The sequence below is a fragment of the Psychroflexus montanilacus genome (assembly GCF_020164535.1).
Lineage (GTDB): Bacteria > Bacteroidota > Bacteroidia > Flavobacteriales > Flavobacteriaceae > Psychroflexus > Psychroflexus montanilacus.
Map to the genome: position 1 here is coordinate 316,484 of NZ_JAIQZC010000002.1, position 20,372 is coordinate 336,855.

General features: G+C 36.8%; 14 protein-coding genes. 4 read left to right on the plus strand and 10 right to left on the minus strand.

The window, feature by feature from the left end; translation table 11 throughout:
- Window positions 1–28: 28 nt before the first annotated feature.
- The gene (thrS, locus tag LB454_RS08265) at window positions 29–1,975 is read right to left on the minus strand and encodes a threonine--tRNA ligase (RefSeq protein WP_224464198.1); all 1,947 of its coding nucleotides are present in this window, start codon (window positions 1,973–1,975) and stop codon (window positions 29–31) included.
- 289 nt (window positions 1,976–2,264) lie between these two features.
- Entirely contained in the window at window positions 2,265–4,157 is a 1,893-nt protein-coding gene (gene htpG, locus LB454_RS08270; RefSeq protein ID WP_224464199.1) for a molecular chaperone HtpG, read from the minus strand.
- A gap of 156 nt (window positions 4,158–4,313) precedes the next feature.
- Here htpG and LB454_RS08275 point away from each other — a divergent pair, with 156 nt between their 5' ends.
- The 3 genes from LB454_RS08275 to LB454_RS08285 all read left to right on the plus strand — a co-directional run bounded on the left by LB454_RS08275 (window position 4,314) and on the right by LB454_RS08285 (window position 7,423).
- A complete protein-coding gene (locus LB454_RS08275; RefSeq protein WP_224464200.1) occupies window positions 4,314–4,976 on the plus strand; it encodes a TetR family transcriptional regulator C-terminal domain-containing protein in 663 nt (220 codons plus the stop codon).
- 3 nt (window positions 4,977–4,979) lie between these two features.
- A complete protein-coding gene (locus LB454_RS08280; RefSeq protein ID WP_224464201.1) occupies window positions 4,980–6,287 on the plus strand; it encodes an ABC1 kinase family protein in 1,308 nt (435 codons plus the stop codon).
- Between the two features lie 131 nt (window positions 6,288–6,418).
- The gene (locus LB454_RS08285; protein ID WP_224464202.1) at window positions 6,419–7,423 is read left to right on the plus strand and encodes a 3-oxoacyl-ACP synthase III family protein; all 1,005 of its coding nucleotides are present in this window, start codon (window positions 6,419–6,421) and stop codon (window positions 7,421–7,423) included.
- Window positions 7,424–7,495: 72 nt separating this feature from the next.
- Here LB454_RS08285 and secDF read toward each other — a convergent pair whose 3' ends face one another.
- From secDF to gyrB, 4 genes are all read right to left on the minus strand, one after another.
- Window positions 7,496–10,531 (minus strand): protein translocase subunit SecDF, encoded by a 3,036-nt coding sequence (gene secDF / locus LB454_RS08290; protein WP_224464203.1) that lies wholly within the window; start codon window positions 10,529–10,531, stop codon window positions 7,496–7,498.
- 191 nt (window positions 10,532–10,722) lie between these two features.
- A complete protein-coding gene (locus tag LB454_RS08295) occupies window positions 10,723–11,646 on the minus strand; it encodes a malate dehydrogenase (RefSeq protein ID WP_224464204.1) in 924 nt (307 codons plus the stop codon).
- A gap of 26 nt (window positions 11,647–11,672) precedes the next feature.
- Window positions 11,673–12,689, minus strand: coding sequence for a DUF6588 family protein (locus tag LB454_RS08300; protein ID WP_322962860.1), 1,017 nt, complete (start codon window positions 12,687–12,689; stop codon window positions 11,673–11,675).
- A gap of 9 nt (window positions 12,690–12,698) precedes the next feature.
- A complete protein-coding gene (gene gyrB, locus LB454_RS08305; RefSeq protein ID WP_224464206.1) occupies window positions 12,699–14,639 on the minus strand; it encodes a DNA topoisomerase (ATP-hydrolyzing) subunit B in 1,941 nt (646 codons plus the stop codon).
- Between the two features lie 233 nt (window positions 14,640–14,872).
- Between gyrB and LB454_RS08310 the strand changes: the two genes are divergently transcribed.
- Window positions 14,873–15,406: a DUF2911 domain-containing protein gene (locus tag LB454_RS08310; protein ID WP_224464207.1), complete on the plus strand. Its 534-nt coding sequence runs from the start codon at window positions 14,873–14,875 to the stop codon at window positions 15,404–15,406.
- Between the two features lie 165 nt (window positions 15,407–15,571).
- Here LB454_RS08310 and LB454_RS08315 read toward each other — a convergent pair whose 3' ends face one another.
- The 4 genes from LB454_RS08315 to LB454_RS08330 form a co-directional block, all read right to left on the minus strand.
- Window positions 15,572–16,960 carry a pyridoxal phosphate-dependent decarboxylase family protein gene (locus LB454_RS08315; protein WP_224464208.1) on the minus strand — a complete coding sequence of 463 codons (1,389 nt, stop codon included), beginning with the start codon at window positions 16,958–16,960 and terminating at the stop codon, window positions 15,572–15,574.
- A 3-nt stretch (window positions 16,961–16,963) separates the two neighbouring features.
- Entirely contained in the window at window positions 16,964–18,577 is a 1,614-nt protein-coding gene (gene bshC / locus LB454_RS08320) for a bacillithiol biosynthesis cysteine-adding enzyme BshC (RefSeq protein ID WP_224464209.1), read from the minus strand.
- 64 nt (window positions 18,578–18,641) lie between these two features.
- Window positions 18,642–19,964 (minus strand): 30S ribosomal protein S12 methylthiotransferase RimO, encoded by a 1,323-nt coding sequence (rimO, locus tag LB454_RS08325; protein WP_224464210.1) that lies wholly within the window; start codon window positions 19,962–19,964, stop codon window positions 18,642–18,644.
- Window positions 19,965–20,069: 105 nt separating this feature from the next.
- Complete coding sequence (locus tag LB454_RS08330; protein WP_224464211.1) at window positions 20,070–20,372, minus strand: hypothetical protein; 303 nt, start codon at window positions 20,370–20,372, stop codon at window positions 20,070–20,072.

Below are 20,372 nucleotides of genomic sequence, written 5' to 3' on the forward strand. Positions count from 1 at the left end.
GTATTGCTATGGCTATATATTTTTTTGATTAGACTTCAAATTTATAAATTTCTTTATCCATTTCCACATTTAATATCTTGGCAAAACTTTCAATTGGCATTTGACCTAAATCATCTCCGCCATGTTTCCTTACAGAGACCGTTTCATTTTCTACTTCTGCCTCGCCAATAATGAGCATGTAAGGAACTTTGTTCATCTCGGCTTCACGAATCTTTTTACCCATGGTTTCACCTCGATTATCAAATGTGGCGCGAATTTCGTGTTTTTTAAGTAAACTTAAAACTTTTTTAGAATAATTTTCATATTTCTCACTGATTGATAGGATAGTAGCCTGCTCTGGCATTAACCATAATGGGAAATTCCCACCTGTGTGTTCTAGCAAGATAGCGATAAAGCGTTCCAGGCTCCCAAATGGAGCTCTGTGAATCATCACCGGTCTATGCATTTCGTTATCACTACCTTTATATTCCAACTCAAAACGTTCTGGCAAATTATAATCTACCTGTATAGTTCCCAGTTGCCATTGTCTGCCCAAAGCATCTTTTACCATAAAATCTAACTTTGGTCCATAAAAAGCAGCTTCTCCAGTCTCAACTTTGTAATTCAAGCCTTTTTCTTCTGCCGCATTTAAAATAGCAGTTTCAGCTTTTTTCCAATTATCATCGGAGCCAATATATTTTGATGGGTTATCGGGATCTCTCAAGGACACTTGAGCAGTAAAATTCTCAAAACCTAAAGATCCAAATACGTAAAGCACCAAATCAATTACTTTTTTGAACTCTTCATCCAGCTGTTCTGGTGTACAGAAGATATGTGCATCATCTTGGGTAAAACCCCTTACTCTGGTTAATCCGTGCAACTCACCACTTTGCTCATAACGATATACCGTTCCAAACTCTGCATAACGCTGTGGCAAATCTCTGTAACTCCAGGCCTGTGCATTGAAAATTTCACAGTGATGCGGGCAATTCATCGGTTTTAAGAGGTATTCCTCACCATCCTGAGGCGTTTTGATGGGCTGAAAACTATCTTCACCATATTTTTGGAAATGACCAGAAGTCATATAAAGTTCTTTTTGTCCAATATGAGGCGAAACTACTTGTTGGTAACCCGCTGCCTCCTGAGCATCTTTTAAAAACTTTTCCAATCGATCTCTCAAAGCTGCCCCTTTTGGTAACCAAAGCGGTAGACCCTGCCCTACTTTTTGGGAAAATGTAAATAACTTGAGTTCTTTACCCAGTTTTCTATGGTCTCTTTTTTTAGCTTCCTCAAGAAGTTCTAAATATTCTTTTAATTCTTTTTGCTTTGGAAATGAAATCCCATAAATCCTTGTTAGCTGTGGATTGTTCTCATCTCCTCTCCAATAAGCTCCTGCGATATTCATTAGCTTCACTGCTTTTATGAAGCCTGTGTTTGGAATATGACCTCCACGACACAAATCTGTAAAATCATCATGATCGCAAAAGGTAATTTCTCCGTCAGTTAGATTTTCGATTAATTCAACTTTATAAGGGTTGCCTTCAGTTTTGTAATGTTCCAAAGCTTGAGCTTTTGAAACCTCTCGCATTTCGAAATCATGTTTCCCTCTTGCTAATTCAAGCATTTTGGCTTCGATTTTAGGGAAATCATGTTCAGATATCACTTCTCCATTCAAATCTAAATCATAATAAAATCCATTCTCGATGGAAGGTCCAATAGTAAGTTTTACTTCTGGATACAACTTTTGAACAGCCTGAGCCAAAACGTGGGCTGTAGAATGCCAAAAAGCCTGTTTACCTTCATCATCATTAAATGTCAAAAGCGTCAAATTACCATCTTCATGAAGTGGGGTCGTGGTCTCTATAATCGTGTCATTGAATTTTGCAGAGATTACATTTCTTGCTAAACCTGCACTTATGCTTAAAGCTACATCCATAGGACTTGAGCCCTTGTCATATTGCTTTACACTTCCATCTGGTAAGGTAATATTGATCATTGATTTTGATTTTGAGCAAAGATACTAGGTTAATATTTCTTTGCAACATGAAATCTTGTTTGTTTGAGCCTTTCTTAAGCCAGTGAAACTCTTAATTTCAATTTTCAAAAACCATTGAGAAATTAGGTTTTGCAAGTTTAAGCCTCTGGAAATTTTGGAATTTCATTTAATAAAAGTTAAGTTTTCTATAAGACCTTTCGAATGCGCTCAAGGTGACGTGTATTAGATATTAGAAAACACAAAACCACTTGCGTATAAGTGGTTTTGTGTTTTAAACTGTAAGTAAAATTTACTTGATCATCTTGAAGCTTCTCTCAACAAAGTTGGTAAGCTCCTCTCCTTTCAACAAGTTTTGAGAAAGCAGCGCTAAATCTAAAGTTTGCTTGATCAAAGTTTCTTTTTGGGACTCTTCTTTTGCTTTCAGAATTTTTGAAATCAGCGGGTTATTGGTGTTCACCACTAGATTGTACATCTCGGGCATATTACCCATTCCAAACATACCACCTCCGCCGGTTTGCTGCATTTCCTTCATACGACGCATAAATTCTGGCTGAGTGATCATCACCGGTGCTGTATCAGAATCTAAAGCTTCCAGCTGAACGGTGTATTTTTCTTTAGGAACGACCGTTTCAAAACTAGACTTCACTGTTTCTTTTTCTTCATCAGAAAGTTTAGAAACCTGCTCCGACTCTTTTTTGATTAGATTTTCCACGTGATCACTATCTACTCTCACAAACGAGACCTTTTGCTCATTCTCCTGTTCGAGTTTCTGAATCAAGTGAGAGACAATCGGAGAATCTAGCAACAGAACCTTATAGCCTTTTGCTTCTGCTCTCTTGATGTAACTGTGTTGCTGATCTTTATTGGATGCATAAAGCACCACGAGTTTACCATCTTTATCAGTTTGTAATTCGGTGATATCGTTTTTGAGTTCATCAAAAGTGAAATATTGATCGCCTGTTGTAGGATAAAGAGCAAATTTTTGTGCCTTTTCAAAGAATTTATCCTCAGACAACATACCATATTCAATTACGACTTTAATGTCGTTCCATTTTTTTTCAAAATCTTCTCTATTATCATTAAACAGAGATTTCAACTTGTCTGCTACTTTTCTAGTGATGTAGCTTGAGATTTTCTTTACCGCCCCATCAGCTTGTAAATAAGATCTAGACACATTCAACGGAATGTCCGGGGAGTCGATCACACCCTTCAGCATGGTCAAAAATTCTGGCACGATGCCTTCCACATTGTCTGTAACAAATACCTGGTTTTGGTAAAGCTGAATTTTATCTTTCTGAATTGACAAGTCGTTGGTTAACTTTGGAAAATATAAGATTCCTGTCAAATTGAAAGGATAATCCACATTCAAATGAATATGAAATAATGGCTCCTCAAATTGAGTAGGATATAATTCCCTGTAAAATGAATTATAATCTGCTTCATCAAGCTCTGTAGGTTGTTTTGTCCAAGCTGGATCAGGGTTGTTGATAATGTTATCAACGGTTACTTTTTTTGGCTCTTCATCTTCCTTAGCATCTTCAGCTTTTGGAAGTTCTTTTTCTTTGGTTCCGAATTTAATAGGAACGGGCATGAACTTGTTGTATTTTACCAAAAGTTCATTTATCCTATGATCTTTCAGAAATTCCTTTTCATCATCATTGATATGAAGAATAATTTCTGTACCTCTGTTAGCCTTATTGCTCTCGTCTAATGTAAATTGTGTGGTTCCTTCACAAGTCCAGTGAGCTGCCGGCTCGTCTTTCCAGGATTTGGTGTGGATTTCAACTTTGTTGGCCACCATGAAAGCTGAATAAAATCCAAGTCCAAAATGACCTATGATGCCTGTATCTTTGGCATCAGAATCTTTATATTTTTCTAAAAATTCTTCAGCTCCTGAAAATGCAACCTCGTTGATGTATTTTTCGACTTCCTCTTTTGTCATTCCAACACCTTCATCTATGATGTGTAAGGTTTGGTTTTCCTTATCGATTTTAATTTCAATTTTAGGTTGACCCACATCTATTTTAGCTTCACCAATTCTTACCAAATGATTCAACTTTAGCGTGGCATCTGTAGCATTGGAAATAAGCTCTCTTAAAAATATTTCGTGGTCGCTGTAAAGAAATTTCTTGATCAGTGGAAAAATATTTTCAACTGACACATTAATATTACCTGTAGCCATATGATTTGTGTTTAATTTAAAACATAATAACAAACCGAATACCGTAGGTTGTTTTGTGACAAACTGACAGAAAACAGGAGATTTAACAAAAGATTTCGTTTAAAGTTGAAGCTTCAAGATTAAACAATAATTATATTTGTATATAAATTTTTTACTATGGCAGCTAAAGCAAAAACTGAGAAAAAGATTACCAAAATTGATATAATAACCCATTATATGGATCATGTTCTTGAACATGAACATAAACCTAAGTCAGTTTACAAATTTGCTAAGGATCATAAATTTGAAGAGAAAGATTTTTATAAGTATTTTGGAAATTTTGAAGCGCTGAGAGAAAATATATGGGAAACTTTTTATGAAAATGCTCATGACTTGATGTCGAATAACAAAGAGGTAGAAATGTATAGCAGCAGAGAAAAAATGCTAACATTCTTCTATACTTTCTTTGAAATACTCACTGCCAACAGAAGTTATGTTCTATATGTTTTGGAAGAAAACGAGGATCAATTAAAAAATTTAAAGCAATTGAAAGGCTTGAGAAGACATATTAAGTCTTTTGCGAAAGACTTGATTGAAGACGATAATGATGAAAAAGCTTACAGCTTTTTAAAAAGAAATGAGAGTATTTATTCTGAAGGCGCTTGGATACAATTTCTATTTCTTTTAAAATTTTGGAAAGAAGATAAGTCAGCAGATTTCGAAAAGACGGATGTAGCGATTGAAAAGTCTGTGAACACGATTTTTGATGTCTTCGACAATACACCCTTAGAGAAAGTTTTCGATTTTGGAAAATTCCTCTATAAAGAAACAATGAAATAATAGATGAAAACAATAGATAAAATCCCAACTGGGAAATTTAGCCGTACCTCAAAACTTATTGGAACAGGAACTAAAATAGGTGCAAACTATCTAAAATACTATTCCAAAAAAGCTTTCAATCCAGAATTGACCAGAGATGAGTTGGATGAAGATAATGCTTCAGACATCTATGATGGATTAAAGAACTTAAAAGGAAGTGCGCTTAAAGTAGCGCAAATGCTTTCAATGGAAAAGAGTTTGCTGCCTAATGCATATGTTGAAAAATTTAGCTTAGCACAATTTAGCGTACCGCCTTTATCTGCACCTTTGGTAAGAAAGACGTTCAAGAAATATAATGGAAAGTATCCTGAAGAGGTGTTTGATAAATTCACTTCAGAATCGGTTAATGCGGCGAGCATAGGACAGGTTCACAGGGCTGAAAAAGATGGTAGTAAATATGCCATTAAAATTCAATACCCAGGAGTAGCAGACAGTATTAGTTCTGATTTGGCTATGGTAAAGCCTATTGCAACCAGAATGTTCAATCTAAAAGGAAAAGATTCTGAAAAGTATTTTAAAGAGATTGAAGATAAATTAATTGAAGAGACAGATTACATTTTAGAAGTTGAGCAAAGTAAACGTATTTCTGAAGCTTGCTCAGTGATACCAAATCTGAAATTTCCAAAATATTATGAGAATCTATCTAGTGAACGTATCATTACGATGGACTGGATGGAAGGTAAACACCTAAGTGAGTTTGTAAAACAGGATTTTTCTGAAGAAGTTGGAAATGAAATAGGACAAACGCTATGGAATTTCTATATGTTTCAATTTCATAAGTTGAAAGAAGTCCACGCCGATCCACATCCTGGAAACTTTTTGATTGATAAGGATTATAATTTAATTGCCATAGATTTCGGATGTATAAAAAATATTCCAAATAAATTTTATACACCTTATTTCGAATTAGCTGAGCCAAAGAACATCAATGATCCTGATTTTTTCCTTCAGAAATTAAAAGAATTAGAAATCATAAGGCCTGATGATACTGAGAAAGAGATTAATTATTTTTCTGCTTTATTCCATGAAATGTTAAGTTTATTTACAAGCCCTTTTCACAAAGAAACTTTTGATTTTGGAAATGAAGAGTTTTGGAATAAGGTTTCAGGCTTAAGTGAAAAGTATAGTAGCGATAAAGAATTAAGAAAAATGAATGGCAATAGAGGAAGTAAACATTTCCTTTACATCAACAGAACATTTTTTGGGCTTTATAATTTACTACATGATTTGAAAGCAAAAGTGGACATCAACGATTATAAAAAATACATGTAACCTTATTTAAGATTATTGGTTAGGTTGGTTGGAGAACGCTCTTTGAAATTAAGTAAAAGAGCGTTTTCTTTTTGTATAAGGATTATGAAATAAGCAATTATAATTATATTGCATTGCTAAATCATTAAATAATGTATCAATCTAAAATTTTAGGATTAGGGAAATATGTACCTGAGCATGTGGTGACCAACGACGACTTGAGTAAACTCATGGATACTTCTGACGAGTGGATACAAGAACGCACAGGTATACAAGAACGCAGACACATCAAAAAAGGAGATGGTAATTCTACAGCCATTATGGGCTTAAAAGCTGCTAAACAGGCTATAGAAAGGGCAGAAATTGATAAAAACGACATCGACTTAATTGTTTTCGCAACGTTAAGTCCAGACTATTACTTCCCTGGCTGTGGTGTTCAAATTCAGGAGAAGTTAGGTATCAAGACCTGTCCCGCTCTGGATGTCAGAAATCAGTGTAGCGGCTTTGTATACTGTATCTCTGTGGCAGATCAGTTTATAAAAACAGGGATGTATAAAAATGTACTTGTAATAGGTAGTGAAAACCACAGTGGAGGTTTGGATATGACCAATAGAAGCAGGCATGTTTCAGTCATCTTTGGCGATGGTGCTGGAGCAGCTGTTCTAACTAGAAGTGATGATGACTCTGGAATTTTATCTTCTCACTTACATTCTGAAGGTGAATATATAGATGAACTGTCTTTGAGGGGTCCATCAACTGAAAAGTGGGTTCCAGAAATTATAGCAGAAAATCCACAAGAAGACATTCCTTACTATCCAAAAATGAATGGTCAGTTGGTTTTTAAAAATGCTGTAGTAAGATTTTCTGAAGTTATTCAGGAAGGATTAGATTTCAACAATCTTAAAAAAGAGGATATTGATATGTTTATTCCTCACCAAGCCAACTTAAGAATTTCTCAGTTTATTCAAAAGAAATTAAGTCTGGAAGATAGTCAGGTACATAACAACATTCAAAAGTATGGCAATACCACGGCAGCCTCTATTCCAATTGCCCTCACAGAAGCCTGGGAGGAAGGAAAAATTAAAAAAGGAGATCTGGTTGTTCTTGCTGCTTTTGGTAGTGGATTTACCTGGGGAAGTGTGATCATTCGCTGGTAAAAACCAAATTTTAAAACACAAAAAAAATCCTCTGAATTAATTTTCAGAGGATTTTTTTTGAATTTACTTTTCTTAAGTTGTGACTTCTTCTTTTTCTTCAATGGCTTTTTTGTCTGTTAAGTCAATGCCTTTTTTCTTTACAGAATCAAACATTACTGGAGTTGCGATAAATACAGATGAATATGTCCCTACAACCACACCAATAATAAGTGCAAACATAAATCCTCTAATACTATCACCTCCAAAAATGAAAATGGCCACTAAGACGACAAGTGTTGTTAAAGAAGTATTGATAGTTCTGCTTATAGTTGAACTAACAGCTACGTTTATCAATTTATCCATTTTCCAAGATGGGTGTTCATTGAAGAATTCACGAATCCTGTCAAAGACTACTACCGTATCATTTAGAGAATAACCAATTACTGTTAAAATCGCAGCAATAAAAGCCTGATCGATTTCTAGACTAAACGGCAAGACATTGTATAGAAGAGAAAACAATCCAAGCACGATAGTAACATCATGCACTACCGCAGCAACAGCACCAAGAGAAGACTGCCATCTTCTAAATCGGATTAAAATGTATAAGAATACCACAATGAGAGAACCAATGATGGCATAATATGATGCTGTTTTAATATCATCAGCGATTGTTGGCCCTACTTTGATAGCAGACATAATACCATATGCTTTATCAGAACTACTATCCCCAACTTTGAATTCATCATAAGTTATTCCGCTTGGTAGATAATCTTGTAATCCTTCAAAAAGTATAGTTTGAATTTCATCATCAATAACGGTTCCTTCTTCTTCAATTTTATAGTTTGTGGTGATTTTCAACTGACTAGAAGAACCATAGGTTTTGGCTTCTACACTCTGCAGGTCTTCAAGTAATTTTGTCTGAATCTCTGATGGATTTATAGCTTGATCAAATCTTACAGTATAACTTCTACCTCCTATAAAATCAACCCCTTCATTTAATCCTTTGGTAGCAAGTGAACCAATACTAACAATAAGCGCTACTGCAGAAATAATATACGCGACTTTTCGCTTTTTCAAGAAGTTAATGTTGATATTTTGAAACCAGTTTTTGGTTGCTGCTGTAGAAAATGGAAGTGATTTTCCTTTTTTACCACCTCCAGCAATGAATAAACGTGTCAAAAATATAGCACAGAACAAAGAAGTGACAATACCTATAAGTAAAGTCGTTGCAAAACCTTTAATAGGTCCCGTCCCAAAGGTTAATAAAATCAAACCTGTAAGGCCTGTGGTGATGTTCGCATCAAGAATGGAAGATAATGCATTTCTAAAACCGTCACTTATCGCTTCAGCCTGTGTTTTACCTTTCGCTAATTCTTCTCGTATCCTTTCAAATATAAGAACATTAGCATCTACAGACATACCAATAGTAAGGACAATACCAGCAATACCAGGAAGAGTAAGAACAGCTCCGAGTCCTGAAAGCACACCGAAAATGAACAAGATGTTAACGGCTAGGGCGATATCTGCGTACAGGCCTGCCTTACCATAATAGAAAATCATATAAATCAGTACAAATAGTAAGGCAATAGCAAAAGATAGAACTCCGCTATCGATAGCTTCCTGACCTAAGGATGGTCCAACTATTTCACTTTGCACGATATCTGCAGATGCAGGTAACTTACCTGCCCTTAATACGTTAGCTAAATCCTGTGCTTCTTCAATCGTATAAGTTCCAGTAATTTCACTTCTTCCACCGGAAATGGCTCCACTAGAAACACCTGGTGCAGAATATACTATATTGTCTAAAACAATAGCAATTTGAGAACCTTGAGCTGAAGCTCTACCAGTCATATCTTCCCAAATCTTTGCACCGCGTCCATCCATTTGCATACTCACTGCAACACGACCAACCTGATCATAAGTCTGCTGAGCATCTGTTACTACAGCTCCACTTAATTGCGGCTCGTTGTTTCTGTTTCCCTTTAAGGCGTACAATTCAACTATTTCTGAATCTTTTGGTGGCTTACCCCAAACAAATTTTGCGAACTTTTTATCTGCTGGTAATTGAGATTTCACCTGCGGCATTGCTAAGAAAGAATTGACTTTAGCCGTATCTTTAACTGCAAAATAGGCGATTATTGGACCTTGAGGCTGTCCTACAGATTGTACAAGACTCAATAAAGGATTTGATCTTGAAAAATCTTGATCTTCTCCCTCTTCATCGGTAGATAATAAACTTTCTAAATCATCTTCATCTGTCTCCTGTGCATCGCCATCTTCTTCAGAAGACTCTGCTTGCTCTTCATCTGTTTTTTCAGCTTCTGACTTAAGGTTTTCTGCAATTATGGCATCTGCACTTTGTAGATAATCTGAAAAGTCGTTAGCCTTATAAACATCCCAAAATTCTAACTGAGCTGTACTTTGAAGTAAATTTTGGATACGGCTTATATCTTTAGCTCCCGGCAATTCAATTAGAATTCTTCCTGAATCTCCTAATCGCTGAATGTTGGGCTGAGTTACACCAAATTTATCTATACGTTCTCTTAATACTTCAAAGGCTGAAGTAACACTTTCATCAATTTTTCTGCTGATGATTGGTTTTACCTGACTGTTAGACATATCAAAACTCACCTCGTCGGCAAGAGCCTTGGTTCCAAAAATATCTGGAGAAGCTAGTTTAGCTCCTTCTTTTTCATCAAATGCCTCAAAGAAAAGCTCCAGAAAACTATCTTGACTATTTTTTCTGGCTTCTTTAGCTTCAGCCAGAGCTTGATTAAAAGCTGGATCTTTAGAATTATTTGCCAATCCTTTCAAAAGATCTTGAACTGAAATCTGAAGAATCACATTGATTCCTCCTTTTAAGTCCAAACCTTTATTGAGCTCCTTATCTTTTGCTGTATTATAACTAATTCCAGCAAAAATCGACTCGTTCCCTATGGAGTCCAGGTATTGTTCTGCTGCAATAGATCGCTGTAATGTAAAGTTTTCTTCACTTTCAGAGATTTGTCTTTCCGCGTAAGCTTCTGCTTTCTTTTCAACATTATTAGCTATAAATGTAAATGACAATTGGTATATACTTACCAAAGCAAACAGGATAGCAAATAGCTTGATGAGTCCTTTATTCTGCATTCTTTAAATTATTAGTGTGCTGTTATAAAATCAGGCAAATATAGGTTTTCGATATAGAAATGGCAATTTTTTTATTAAAGATAATTTTAACTTTTGAAAGCCTATTTTATCATGTAAAAAAATGTGTTTCCTGTAGTAAAAACAAGAAACCCGACCGAAGTCGGGTTGATACTAAAATTAAAAACTAGTGACTACTCCAATAAACCATTGGTCTTTTTCACAGCTTCAGCACTTTCTTTAAGCTTAGCTTTTTCCTCATCATTAAGATCAATCTCAACGATTTTTTCTATTCCATTTTTACCTATAATAACTGGAACTCCAATACATAGATCATTCAATCCGTATTCGCCTTCCAGTAAAGTAGAACATGGGAACATTTTCTTTTGATCACAAACAATAGATTGAACTAAAGAGGAAACTGCAGCTCCAGGTGCGTACCAAGCACTTGTTCCAAGTAACTTAGTTAAAGTCGCACCTCCGACTTTCGTATCTTCAGCAACCTGAGTCAATCTTTCTTCTGAAAGAAACTCCGTTACACGGACGCTGTTTCTTGTTGCTAATCTGGTTAAAGGCAACATTCCTGTATCGCTATGCCCTCCTATCACCATTCCATCTACATCAGAACCTGGACATGCTAAAGCTTCGCTTAATCTGTATTTGAATCTTGCACTATCCAAAGCACCACCCATACCTATAATTTTATTTTTAGGTAATCCTAATTCTTTGTGAGCCAGATAAGTCATGGTATCCATTGGATTACTAACTACAATAATGGTAACATTTGGTGAATGCTTAACCAGTTGAGTTGCTACATCTTTTACTATTCCTGCATTTATTCCAATGAGTTCTTCTCTGGTCATACCTGGTTTCCTTGGAATACCAGAAGTGATCACCGCTACTTCAGAATCTTTGGTTTTGGAATAATCTCCTGTAGTTCCTGTAATTGTTGTATCAAATCCATTGAGGGTTGCCGTTTGCATCAAATCCATCGCTTTTCCTTCTGCAAATCCTTCTTTGATATCCAGAAGAACTACTTCTGAAGCAAAATCTTTAATGGCAATATACTCTGCACAACTAGCGCCAACTGCACCAGCACCTACTACTGTAATTTTCATCTTAAATTTATTTTATATAATTAATATTAAATTCCAAAATTGATTCCCACATTTAAGCTATTGAACTCCTGGAAACTATAATCCACGTTTAGTCTAAAAAAAGCTAATGTCAATTTAGTTCCTATCGTCGCTCTAAGGCCATTTACAGATGAATCTAAACGCAAGGGATCAACCAAAGTAGTTCCTTGCACTTCAGAAATTCCTGCATCAATAGTATATTCTCCTTTCAATCTCGTATCCGCTGAACCTGAAACGGCTCCTAAACTTCCATAAAAATTTATTACTGGAAGTTTTGTAGACACAAGCATAGCATAATGCCACGAATTGATATCTGTCGTTATAGATTGGTTGGTAGACGATATCAAGCTAGTTTGTTCTGAAAATCTATACTCGCCATCAAATTTATTGTAACCAACAAAACCAGATATGGCTATTGGCAAAACTTTAAAACCAGGGATCCAATCTGTAAATTCGTGTTGAAGTCCAAAACCGTAAAATTGAGAACTGACATCTTTAGTTTCTACTTCGGGTAGAAATCTTAGTTTCAATTCCGTACTCAAGGGTAATCCAATACTTCCCTGCAAAATTATGTTGGGTAAATATTCTATATTTTCTGATGCCAAACCTTGAGGCAGTGTGATGGAACCTATATCTTGACCACCTTCAGAAATAGTCATACGAATGTCTGGTGAATTTTGCCCAAAAACTGTCCCTACTTGCTGGGTCCTAGGTCCAGACTCAAAGCTTAAAAAGTTATAGTCAGTTTGATCGAGTTCAAAAGAAGTTTTATTACTGCCTATTTGTGAAACACCAGCTATAACTGAAATTTCGAAGCCTCCGGGGCTTTTCACTTTTGCGGTATTGTACCAGCCATTGGCTAAACCATAAACCACAGCATCAGATCCGGGTTTGGTGTAGGCATTTGCAAATCGATTGGCATCTTCAAGCCCAGATGACAATAGATTTTCGATTCCATTTTGTGAATGTGAATTCATCCATGAAATCAATAAAAAGATTGAACAAATGAGCTTCAAGCTTTTCATCTACTCTTATTAGGCGTCAATATTTGCATAGACGGCATTTTGCTCTATAAATTCTCTACGTGGTGGAACTTCGTCTCCCATCAACATTGAGAAAATTCTATCAGCTTCTGCCATGTCATCTATAGTGACCCTTCTCAAAATTCTGTTCTCTGGGTTCATTGTGGTATCCCAAAGTTGCTCGGCGTTCATCTCACCAAGACCTTTGTATCGCTGAACACTTACTCCACCTTTATATTCGTTTGCAATTTCGTTTCTTTCTTTCTCACTCCAGGCATAACGTTTTTTACTTCCTTTTTTGATAAGGTATAATGGTGGCGTTGCAATATAAATATGACTCGCTTCAATCAACTCCTTCATATATCTAAAGAAGAAGGTTAAAATCAAGGTTGCAATGTGACTACCATCCACATCGGCATCACACATGATGATAACTTTATGGTATCTTAGCTTGGAGAGGTTTAGTGCTTTTGTATCCTCCTCGGTTCCTATAGTTACTCCAAGAGCTGTATAAATATTTTTTATTTCTTCGTTTTCAAAAACACGGTGTTGCATCGCTTTTTCAACGTTTAAAATTTTACCTCTTAATGGCAAAATAGCCTGAAAATTACGATCTCTTCCTTGCTTGGCCGTACCACCCGCCGAATCTCCCTCGACTAGAAAAACTTCACATGCGTTTGGATCGGTCTCAGAGCAATCTGAGAGCTTACCTGGCAATCCTCCGCCGCTCATGACCGTTTTACGCTGAACCATTTCACGAGCCTTTTTAGCCGCGTGTCTTGCCTGTGCAGCCAAAATCACTTTTTGAACTATGGTTTTGGCATCATTAGGATTTTCTTCTAAATAAATTTCCAACATTTCAGTAACTGCCTGCGAAACAGCGGAAGTTACTTCACGATTACCGAGCTTGGTTTTGGTTTGTCCTTCAAATTGCGGCTCCGATACTTTTACAGAAACGATAGCCGTAAGTCCTTCCCTAAAATCGTCCCCAGTAATCTCAAATTTAAGCTTATCTAGCATTCCAGAGTTATCGGCATACTTCTTTAAAGTTGCTGTAAGACCTCGTCTGAAACCAGAAAGGTGAGTTCCTCCTTCGTGAGTATTGATATTATTGACGTAAGAATGCAGGTTCTCCCCATAAGAATCGTTATAGACCATAGCAACCTCTACAGGAATATCATTCTTCTCCCCTTCCATCGCAATCACTTCAGATATAATAGGATCACGGTTAGCATCAATAAAACGGATAAATTCTTTCAGGCCTTCTTCAGAGTAAAATTCATCATGTCTGTAGTCGCCCTTTTCATCAGTTTGACGCTTGTCTACGATTGAAATCCTGATGCCTTTATTTAGGAACGCCAATTCCCTTAAACGCTTGGCTAAAGTCTCATATTTAAATTCAACAGATTCTTGAAAAATTTCAAAATCAGGTTTGAATGTGATTTCAGTTCCTTTCAATTCTGTATCACCAGTAGATTTTACTGGATAAGATGCTTTTCCGCGCTCATATTCTTGTTCCCAAATTCTTCCGTCTTTAAAAACACGTGCATGCAGGTTGACGGAAAGTGCATTTACAACTGAAACTCCAACCCCGTGAAGTCCACCGGAAACTTTATAAGAATCTTTATCAAACTTACCTCCAGCTCCAATTTTGGTCATAACCACCTCAAGGGCAGAAACACCTTCTTTCTTGTGCATGTCGATAGGAATACCACGACCGTTATCGGATGTAGTTATTGAACCATCTTCATTTATAATCAAGTCAATTTTATCACAATAACCGCCCATAGCTTCATCTATGGAATTGTCTACCACCTCATAAACCAAGTGGTGAAGACCTCTTTCTCCAACGTCTCCTATATACATAGATGGACGCATTCTTACATGCTCCATGCCCTCTAAAGCCTGAATACTATCAGCCGAATAATTATGTTTTTTGACTTCTTCGCTCATAATTTATTATTAGTTTAACAACAAACAAATATAGTGAATTGGATGTGTTTTTTGATGTGTTTAACGCTTTTAAATCCTTTTTGTTGAAGTTAAAATCAAGAATGGTGTTTTGGCCTAAAAATTACGATTTTAGCCTAGAATCCAATTTCTGCGATATATTAATAATTACTTTAACAAGATTTAAAGGAATAAAGACAAAACTTAAAACTAAACTTGTTACAAAATTAAATTCTATGAACTTACTTAAACTTTCCTTTCTTTTATTTCTGATTTCCTTTACTACGACGGCTCAGGATTTCTCTGATATCGATAAAAGTCCAATGGATGCAGTCATCACAAGGAATCAGGACAATTCTCCTTTAGCCCGAATTATTTACAGTAGTCCAAAGAAAAAGGGACGCGAAATTTTTGGCAAGCTGGTACCTTTTAATAAAATTTGGAGAACTGGAGCCAACGAAGCAACCGAAATAACATTTTATGAAAATGTAAATTTCAATGGAACCAAAGTTGAAGCAGGAACTTATTCTCTATACACCATTCCAGAAGAAAAGCAGTGGACTATTATTATCAATAAAAAAATCAATGTCTGGGGAGCTTACAGTTATGATGAGTCTCTTGATCTCTTAAGAACTACAGTGCCTGCCAAAAGCACAGCTGCTCCTGTTGAGGATTTCTCTATCACCTTCAAACCCAAATCTAATGGCTCTGATTTATTGATGGGATGGGATGATACCTTTGTAGAAATTCCTATCAAAAAAGCTGATTAATACTTCAGGTGATTTTCCTGCTGAAATTGATATGTACACATTTAAGAATATCTCGATAAAGACTGGATGACTAAGTTAGCTTTAAGCCTTAGGCAATTTATCACAAAACCTGAAGCTGTCTTAAAGCAAATTCAAAATAAATTCAACACTGCAGCAGTATCCTCTTTATTTCATAGATTCTAGAATCTCTTTGATGTCTTTTTCGGTTGTATCTGGATTGATAAAACAGAATCTTGCGCAAGTGATTTCACCTTCTTCTGCATTCCACTTGGTCGGCGTCACAAGAGCAAAACCACTGTCATGATTGGTATAGGTCCATTCCCTATAGTCGTCTGCCGTCCAACCAATTCTAGAAAATAAAACGCAGGAAAGTCCAGGCTCTCGAATAAGCTCAACATGCGGAAGTAACCCAATTTGTTTTGCTGCATTGTTAGCAAGTTCCAATCCTCTCTCTATAGCAGTAGTGTAACGGTCTGTACCGTGCATGGATAAAGAGAACCACAGAGGTAAACCTCGGAGTCTTCTGGTCAATTGTATTTGATAATCTGATGGATTAAAGCCTTGCGCTCCTTCGTCTTTGAAAATATCCAGATAGGCCCCCTTTTGAGAGTGTGCATTCTTCGCCAGCTCCATGTTTTTATAAATGATTGCTCCACAATCATACGGCGAAAACATCCATTTGTGCGGATCTATCGTGACACTGTCGGCACGCTCAATTCCGTTGAAGAGATGCCTCACAGATGGCGCTGCTAAAGCCGCACCGCCGTAGGCTGCATCTACATGAAACCATAGTTTTTCTTTTTCGGTAATATCTGCAACACCTTCCAAATCATCAATAATTCCGGCATTGGTGGTACCACCAGTAGCTACGACAGCAAATAAACGCTTGCGGTCAAAATCGGATAAGCTGTTGATTTCTTTTTCAAGGCAGTCTTTGGTCAGTTTGTGTTCTGCATTATCGTCTACTGTAATGATATCTGCATCGATCACCTGCGCCATAGATTTTACAGAAGAGTGTGCCCCACTGGAAGTAATGATAAGACCTTTGAGCTTTTTATTATCGTCATTGAGTGACCTCCAATACTCTCTAGCCGATACGATAGCAGAGAGATTGGCGGCTGTACCTCCACTCGTAAATACTCCAAAAGTACCTTCTGGCATTCCAGTAAGCGAAACCAACCATTCCATAGCTCTGTTTTCACAGAAGATTCCTCCACCGCCTGTCATCCAGTAAGCACCGTGAATACTAGCTGCAGAAGTGACTAGATCGAACAAAACCGCTGCTCGCGTAGGTGCTGCTGGCACAAAAGCCAAATGCCGTGGATGATCGACAGGGACTGCGGCTTTCACCAAAATATCTCTAAATAATTGAAAAGCTTTCTCACCGCCTATACCCTCTTTGGTCACCGTATCTCCTACAAGTTTTAGTAATTCATGCTCTTGCTTTGGCTTACCGAGTTCTGGCGAAGTATTTGATATTCTATTGATCGCATATTTCATGATATCTAGCGTCATCTCGACGGTTTCCATATCAACTGCGTGCATGCTTTTCATAATTTATGATTTTGTATGATAAATATTTAGTTCTAAGCAAAGAAATTCAAATTGAAAAGGATCCAGAGCTTCCAATAAGTCTGGAATAAGCTGATCGCCATATTCCATATAAATTTCACTAAAATTAAGTGTGCGCTCTTGTAAAGATTGGTTGGGAAATAACATGCGTTGGAGGTCCAGAACACGTTCGTTCTCATCTTTTAGTTTTCGCTTTTGAGCTTTCAATAAGCGCTTCTCTAAATGATCTAAACCATTTTTTTGCTTTTTTTCTTGGGCTGCAACTGCACCGTAAAACGACTGATCGGTTTTAGTAGCTAATTTGAATAAATCTTCAAACTGCTGGGCCAAAACTTCCTTTTGCTTTTGGAAATTAATCTCTATAGAAGAATTTTTCCTGGTCTGTTTAGCTTCTAAATCTACCGGAGTCAAAAACAAATCCTGAATTTGAGTATCGAGTTTTTCAAGCTTTTTAGCGGTTTTGTCTGAATACAATAAAACGGAATTCCTCAACATCAAGAATGGAAACGTCACTTCTTCAGCATCAAATAAAGACTTTAATTCCAGCCAATACGCAAGTTCCCCGCCGCCACCGATGTAGGCTAAATTTGGTAAAATCACTTCCTGATACAATGGTCGCATCACCACATTTGGCGAAAAGCGCTCTGGATGTTTATCAACAAGGTCTAAAATTTCCTGCTCAGAAAACTGAAAATCTGTTTCCAAAATATGATAAGTTTCATCCTGCTTCACGATTCGCTCTCTGATGCCATCATGCATGTAGAACAAATTGATTTCCCTTGGATTCACCTGAATGTTATAACCAAGTTCTGCCAATTTATCGGCTTGCTTTTCTGTTTGACGAAAGGCAGTATGATAAAGTAAATCATTTTTAAGGTGATCGGAAAATTTGGCTTTAAGTCTCGCATCGTCTGCATCCAAAATTACCAACCCGTGTTTTCCAAAAAGCTCGTTGGCCAAAAACTGAGTTGCGCCAGCCAAAGTTTCGTGCTCTAAATAAGCGACTTTGAAAAGTCCTTTGAGGTACTCTGCATTATCACTAGTTCCAAACTCCTTTTCAATGGTTTTTGCCACTTCCTCCAGACCTGATGTAGACAAGTGACCAACAGCACCTTTTGCTTCTTTTTTCCATTTCAACTTCTTTTGTTTAAAATTGAAAAAATTGATTTCTTCAAAATCATGATCTTCAGAAGCCATCCAATACACTGGGACAAAACTGGAATCTGGATAGTTTTCTTTGAGTTGCTTTGCCAAATTAATGGTTGAAACAATTTTGTATAAAAAATACAGTGGACCTGTAAATAAATTGAGTTGATGCCCCGTTGTAACCGTAAACGTGGAGCCTTCTTGCAGCAAATCGATATGCTGTTGTGTTGCTTCTGAAGTTACCAAATCTTTATATTGTGCGTTGAGCACTTCTACTAAAGCATTTCGGTTGCCTGAGTTGAAAGATTTACTTTTTTCTTCGATTTGACTCTTAAAAGCTTCAATGGATGGAAATCGATTGTAAAATGGCTTTAGGTTTTGCTTTTCTTCGATATAATCTGAAATGAGATCACTAAAAAATCCTGTAGATCGAAAAGGTAAACAGTCAGCCATGTTTTAAAAGTTTAGAATAAACGCAAATATAGAAGAGGTCATCTAAAAAGCTTTAAAAGATAAGTTAATTCAAGATGGCATCTACAGAAACAGGCTCTCCGTATAAATCGAAATCTCCAGCGTCGGTGATTTTGATGTCTGCAAATTCTCCAGTCTTTAAGTAATGTGTTTTGGCATCAATCAAAACTTCGTTATCTACATCTGGAGAATCAAATTCTGTTCTACCTACGAAGTATCCACCTTCTTTTCTATCGATGACACACCTGAAGGTTTCTCCTATTTTCTGCTGATTCAGTTCCCAGGAAATTTGAGATTGAATTTCCATAATTTCATTGGCTCGCTGAATTTTGACATCTTCTGGAACATCGTCTTCCAGATTGTAAGCATGTGTATTTTCTTCGTGAGAATAGGTAAAACAACCTAACCGTTCAAAGCGCATCTCGCTCACCCAGTCTTTCAATTCCTGAAAATCAGCTTCAGTTTCTCCAGGATAACCAACGATCAATGTGGTTCTAATCGCCATATTTGGCACTTCCTTTCTGAATTTATAGAGTAAATCTGTAGTCTTTTTATGGGTAGTTCCTCTTCGCATGGATTTCAATAAGTGATCTGAAATGTGCTGAAGCGGAATATCGATGTAATTACACACTTTTGGCTCTTCCCGGATCACATCAAGCACATCGGTTGGAAAACCAGTTGGGAACGCATAATGCAAACGGATCCATTCGATACCCTCCACTTTCACGAGTTCTCTAAGTAATTCTGCTAGATTTCGTTTTTTATATAAATCTAAGCCGTAATAGGTTAAATCCTGAGCAATTAAAATCAACTCTTTAACGCCTTGTTTCGCCAGGTTTTTAGCTTCTGTAACCAAATCTTCAATCGGCGTTGACTTATGTCCGCCGCGCATCAATGGAATCGCACAAAACGAACAGGGTCTGTCACAACCTTCAGCAATTTTTAAAAAGGCGTAATTTTTGGGTGTAGTCGTTAAACGCTCACCGATAAGTTCGTGTTTATAATCTGCACCAAGTGCTTTGAGCAAAGCTGGGAGCTCAGTTGTCCCAAAGTATTGATCGACATTTGGGATTTCTTTCTGTAAGTCTGGCTTGTAACGCTCAGACAGACAGCCTGTCACAAACACCTTCTCTACTTCACCATTTTCTTTTCTTTGAACATAGTCTAAAATCGTGTTGACAGATTCTTCTTTGGCATTATCAATAAAACCGCAGGTATTGATCACGACAACATCCCCTTCGGTTTCGTGAGCCACGTCTTTGCCACTTGCTTTTAGCTGACCCATCAATACTTCAGAATCGTAGATGTTTTTACTACAACCTAAAGTCACTACATTGATTTTATTTTTCTTAATTGACTTTGTTCTCATGTATTTTTTAAAAATTGAATTGCAAAGATACGATCTATGAAATTGACAAAAGGTGAAGTAGACTTAAAGCTTATTTAAAAGGCTAGTCATAACTAATTTAAGTGCTCAGGAAACAACATTATGGATCCAAACGATTAAATCCTGCTCGTAGAAACGCATCGCAGAAATGAGAACGATACTTCCTAAAGCATAAAACCAATTGGTAGACTCAGTTTTCAGAAAGTAATAGCCCAAAAGTCCTAAGAGAATAATCGGAACTGCTACTAATAAGTTAGCTATAACCCAGCCTCCCTGAAATATAGCCGATAGTTTCAAAAGAAGAAAAAAACCTGAATAGATCACGACTATTTTGGTGATGATCAATTTATTTCTTGCCGATGAAAACGGCTTTGGTTTTTGCTCTGTCAT